Origin of the sequence: Salinivibrio sp. MA427 (assembly GCF_001996115.1) — a bacterium.
In the GTDB taxonomy this organism is placed as follows: Bacteria; Pseudomonadota; Gammaproteobacteria; order Enterobacterales; family Vibrionaceae; genus Salinivibrio; species Salinivibrio costicola.
This window is the reverse complement of sequence record NZ_MUFH01000214.1, coordinates 1-4,676: the sequence shown is the minus strand read 5'-3', so window position 1 is coordinate 4,676 and position 4,676 is coordinate 1. Positions and strand designations below refer to the sequence as shown.

4 protein-coding genes and 1 pseudogene are annotated in these 4,676 nt (G+C 46.8%); 2 read left to right on the top strand and 3 right to left on the bottom strand.

Annotation, left to right across the window (positions count from 1 at the left end; genetic code table 11):
* Positions 1-75 precede the first annotated feature (75 nt).
* Positions 76-462 carry a hypothetical protein gene (locus BZG79_RS11975; protein ID WP_021024432.1) on the bottom strand — a complete coding sequence of 129 codons (387 nt, stop codon included), beginning with the start codon at positions 460-462 and terminating at the stop codon, positions 76-78.
* Positions 463-797: 335 nt separating this feature from the next.
* Positions 798-1,283, bottom strand: a complete 486-nt coding sequence (locus BZG79_RS11970) for a TetR/AcrR family transcriptional regulator (RefSeq protein ID WP_021024431.1) — start codon at positions 1,281-1,283, stop codon at positions 798-800.
* Positions 1,284-1,650: 367 nt separating this feature from the next.
* Between BZG79_RS11970 and BZG79_RS11965 the strand changes: the two are divergent.
* Together BZG79_RS11965 and BZG79_RS11960 are read left to right on the top strand one after the other, a co-directional pair.
* Positions 1,651-3,143, top strand: a pseudogene (locus BZG79_RS11965) (AMP-binding protein).
* Positions 3,144-3,392: 249 nt separating this feature from the next.
* Entirely contained in the window at positions 3,393-3,689 is a 297-nt protein-coding gene (locus BZG79_RS11960; protein ID WP_077774481.1) for a DUF406 family protein, read from the top strand.
* 141 nt (positions 3,690-3,830) lie between these two features.
* Here BZG79_RS11960 and BZG79_RS11955 read toward each other — a convergent pair whose 3' ends face one another.
* Positions 3,831-4,445: a DNA-J related domain-containing protein gene (locus BZG79_RS11955; protein ID WP_021024428.1), complete on the bottom strand. Its 615-nt coding sequence runs from the start codon at positions 4,443-4,445 to the stop codon at positions 3,831-3,833.
* Between the last annotated feature and the right edge of the window lie 231 nt (positions 4,446-4,676).

Genomic DNA, 4,676 nt, shown 5'->3' with positions numbered 1-4,676 from the left:
GAATAATTCAACTATCGTTATAGTGATAGCATAATTGCCCAACAATTTACTGCGTAAGATCAAGCTAAGTGCGCATCAACTAGGCAAAAACAAGAATGACAAGTAACCGACGACCCCCATGGTGCTCATTACTAGCGACATAATCGTGACGACTTTGCGGTGCGCGCGAAGTGTCTCCATCATACGCAAAAGCAGGTTGGTCCTTGGTGGTATCACTCCAAGGCGGTGCGCATATTCATCCGCTTGCCGCTGATGGCCTTGCTCGCCCAATATATCGAGCAAATGTTGAACATGAGCCACCGAGCAGTGCCGCAGAACACCCATCGATTCCTCGATTGGCATTACGGTGAGTAGCTCGGCTTGCCGAGTTAATTCGTATTGTAAAAAGGCATTACGAGCCGCGACGATCTCGGAGGTTGAGAAAGTTGCAGTGTTATCAAAGGTGTTGTTCATTACCGTCATGGCGAATCTCCCGATTGGCAACAGGTAACGACCATCAACAACGTATAGCGCCTAAAAGGCAGCATTATGCGTTAGAGCGAGAGGAGAAAAATAAAGCAGGTGGGGCCAGCTATCAACAACGGCTGGTAAACTGGCAGAGACAATACCAACAGTCGCTATTTTTCTCCGTTTCGACTCGGAGGATGGTCGGTATTGTTCATAGTTATCTCCAAAAAATGTATTGCTTTGAAAGCGTGATCAATATAACAAAAAAGTTAAGCTCTGTCTGTCAGTTGGGCGTTAATTTTATCGCCGCATCTGCTCGCTAACCTGATCGGACCGGACACTCTATACAGTTACTTCGCATGCCCCTCACTTTTTTGACGGCACAGTAACAGGCTCGCACCTAATAATTGCGAAAAAGCGACGGTGAGATCCGTTTGCATACGCTGCTCACACTCTTTTTGTAACGCTTTTAGAATTCTAAACGCGGCGCCATTGTCCGCTTTGCCACTAATCAGTAGATAGAAACAGAGTTTGAGCGTGGCTTTGAAGTCACCGTTTGCATGCATCGCCTGCATCCAACTGGTCATAAACGCATTAATGGTGCTGGTTGTATCAAGCGGCATGCGCAAGCTGTCGACGATAAACGGCTCCAGCGCGACCATAAAATCTTGTTTTCGAGGAAAGTGATGACTAATCCCGGTACGCGATACGCCGGTCGCCTCGCTTAACGTGGTATACGACATTCCCTCATAGCCAAGCATTAATAATTGGTGTTTCGCCTCTGCTAGGATGAGCTCAATGGTCTGTTGCGTTTGCGCTTTACTCCGTTTAGGCATACGTAACCTGTTCTCCCGTCAATCGCCACTGTTGGCGCAGTGCTGTAACGCGCGCCCGTTTGGCTCGCACTTGCGTCTGGCTCGCGATAAAGCCTAGCCCTTAGTAAAAATAGTACAGACTCACCAATAAAGCCTGACAGTAAACGTCTTATGTGAATACGGAGGCTGATCAAGCTTTTGGCATTGGCTCCTGAAAATGGGGTGAAAAAACTGAAAAATCAGGCAAAAAACACCGCAAATAGTGTCATCAGTCATAATTTAGACAGTCGTTTAAATGATTATCTTGCGTATGGTGGCCGAGGATCCGTAAGTTAACATTATTATAACGTTTTAACGTATCTCCACGTTGCGACAATGAGGAAGTCCAATGTCACATATCAAACCACATGATCAGATCTTACGTTGGGCCGATGAGCGCCCAAATCATGTTTTTCTGCGCCAAATCCACGGGCGCCGCTTTCATGATTATACCTTTGCCGAGGTCGCCGAGCAGGCCCAGAAAATGGTAACAGCGCTCCGCGATATGGGGCTTAAGCCGGGTGACAAAATCGCACTGATATCAAAAAACTGTGCTGAGTGGTTTATCGCAGATTTAGCAATGATGATGGGAAGCTACATCAGTGTGCCCATATTTCCTACCGCGGGCACCGACACTATCGATCATGTCATTAACCACAGCGAATCGAAAGCAATGTTTGTGGGTAAATTAGATGACAGTATAGCGCTAACGGCCTCGTTAGAAAGTCTGCCGAACCTAAAAACAATTGCCCTCCCTTATCCTACCGTAAACTGTCATTACGAATGGCACGATCTGATCGCCAACCACGAACCGTCACTTACCTACCACTGGCCCATATTACCGAGCGTGTATACATCATGGGGTCAGCCATTATGGGCGGGATCCCGACGGCATTTCCTGAATCACTCGATACTTTCATTGAAGATGTCAAAATGCATCGCCCAACCCTGTTTATTTCGGTCCCAAGGCTTTGGACCCTATTTCAACAGCGAATCCAGGAGAAGCTGCCGGACGGTAAGTTGAACCTACTGCTCCGTATTCCGTTAGTGAGTACGATCGTCAAAAATAAAGTCGCTAAAAACTTAGGCTTGGATCAAGCACGTGTATTGGGCTGTGGGTCCGCCCCTGTCGCGCCGGCATTGTTGGAGTGGTACCGCAAGATTGGTTTGAATGTCACCGAAGCGTGGGGCATGACCGAAAGTTATGCCTACAGCACCATTAATTATCCTTTCCGGGCCGATAAAATTGGTACCGTTGGCAATGCCGGCCCAGGGGTTGAAATCAAGATCGCAGACGACCAAGAAATCTTAGTAAAAAGCCAAGGACTGTTTAGCGGTTATTACAAAAATGAAGAAGCAACCAAAGAAACCTTGGTCGACGGTTGGTTGCATACTGGTGATTTAGGGGAGCTCGACAGCGATGGCTACCTCAGTATCTCAGGGCGCAAAAATGATACGTTCAAAACCGCCAAAGGTAAATTTGTCGCCCCTGTACCGATTGAAAAGCGCTTATTTGAATTATCAAACGCTGAAATGTTGTGCGTAATTGGCTCAGGCATGCCAGCACCGATTCTACTTGCGCTCCCACACCATTTCCCTCATTTTGATCGCGCTCGTTACGAGCGTCGAGTAAAAAAAGTGGTGGATACTATCAATGGTGAACTTGAGTCACACCAGCAAATTAAAGGTGTGTTGATGATTAAAGAACCATGGAGTATTGAGAACGGTAAACTGACACCGACCTTAAAAATTCGTCGCCATAAGCTGGAGCAGGAATACCACGATCTTGGCACTCACTGGCCAAAAGGCACGCTCGTGCAGTGGGAAGAAGACTTGCTATAGCTTCACCGGCGCCCCGTCAATCTATGCTGGGGCGCCGCAAGACAATACGATTAGCACCACCCCTTTCTTTTTTTCGATGCTATTTTTGATTGGTTCACCGGTAGTTTTTCCATCATTAATACAGAAAAGATATCAAAACCTGACCTATCTCAATGTGCCACAGGCATGTGTTTGCTAAAGATCGTACCACTGGTTTGCAGCCACGTCTTAAACGTGACGTCATTGGCTGCGTTTACGTAGGGGAACACCATGAAAGAGAACCAAACTGACGCTTGCGATGCTTGCGGTGTAAGTGCTGAGATTGGCTACATCATCTCAGAGGGCGATGATGYAGCAGAAGTCACCATTCAAGCCAACAGCCCTGAGGCGATAGCGGCGCGCTTCGAGCAGTATCTTGACCTGGCAAAGAGTATTAATCCTGCTGTGAAGCATGACTTTGATAGTCAGCACATTAAAAACGACGCACTGACGATTAAGATGCAATTTGAATGCAGTGCTGAAAAGCTGATTTTTGAACTGCGTAGCCGCAGTTTGAACAACGCCTAGGCGTTAAGCGTGCTTTAGTGGCATGCAGGCGATTACGCAGGCTTGCTTCAAAAACACGAAGCAGGGTGAATATTCACTCACCCTGCTCATTATCTAGCTATGATTCGAGCATCCTGGCTCAGTGAAAGCGCTCGTCGCCGGTTAAAGCCTTAAGCTCTGCCACGCTTCACACATTTCACGGAATGTTGTCGCATCACCCTCAGGGCGATCCGGATGCCATTTTAGGGCCATCTTCCGCCACTGGCGACGAATTTCATGTTCGCTCGCATTTTCGTCCAAACCTAACACGTTAAGTGCTTTGTTTCGCTCCAGCATCGCAGTCCCTGGCGTATCATTACCGATGTGGCGCTGGTAATGCTTCCAAAAAGAAGACAGCAATTCTTTGACATCATCTTGGCTAGCATCATAGTTGTTCCAGTCCATGTAGTAATCGCGTAATGGATCCTGGTAATCGATTTCTTTGGCCACAAAACCATGACCTCCCACACGCCATTGTAATTGAATATCCATGGATTCAACCTGCAACCATTGCTGGGGCAGCAACATTTCTTGCAGTTGATATAGGGCGTTCATGATCAGGAAATTGCGTTTAAACAGATCAAGATGGGGGTCTTCATCGAGTTGCGCCATCATGGTATCTTTTCGCAACTCACCCAGCAGGTGATGCACTTTCCAACTTTGTCGTGTCGACTCTAAAATACTGAGTATCGGCCAAATCAGGGGGTTGTCTATTTCATCCCGTTTTTCAGCAAGCATGACGTTCGTCCTCTGTCACTGGCCAGCTATTTTAAACCGGCACGTCTTAGGTTTGGTCGTAAAGCACCTTACTTAAGGTATAAACCAATTCTGAGTGTTTTGTGGTCATAATCGAAAAATTCATTGTTATTGGTCAGTATGCCGCCATTACAATGACACTTTCCGATTGCCGGTTAAAATCTAAGCATATCTGGTGCCAACTTATTTTTAAAAAATCATAATATTACGTAT

What these genes read in the sequence shown, in the direction of transcription:
- BZG79_RS11975 (WP_021024432.1), bottom strand. Translation starts at nt 462, where the DNA reads ATGACGGTAATGAACAACACCTTTGATAACACTGCAACTTTCTCAACC.
- BZG79_RS11970 (WP_021024431.1), bottom strand. Translation starts at nt 1,283, where the DNA reads ATGCCTAAACGGAGTAAAGCGCAAACGCAACAGACCATTGAGCTCATC.
- BZG79_RS11955 (WP_021024428.1), bottom strand. Translation starts at nt 4,445, where the DNA reads ATGCTTGCTGAAAAACGGGATGAAATAGACAACCCCCTGATTTGGCCG.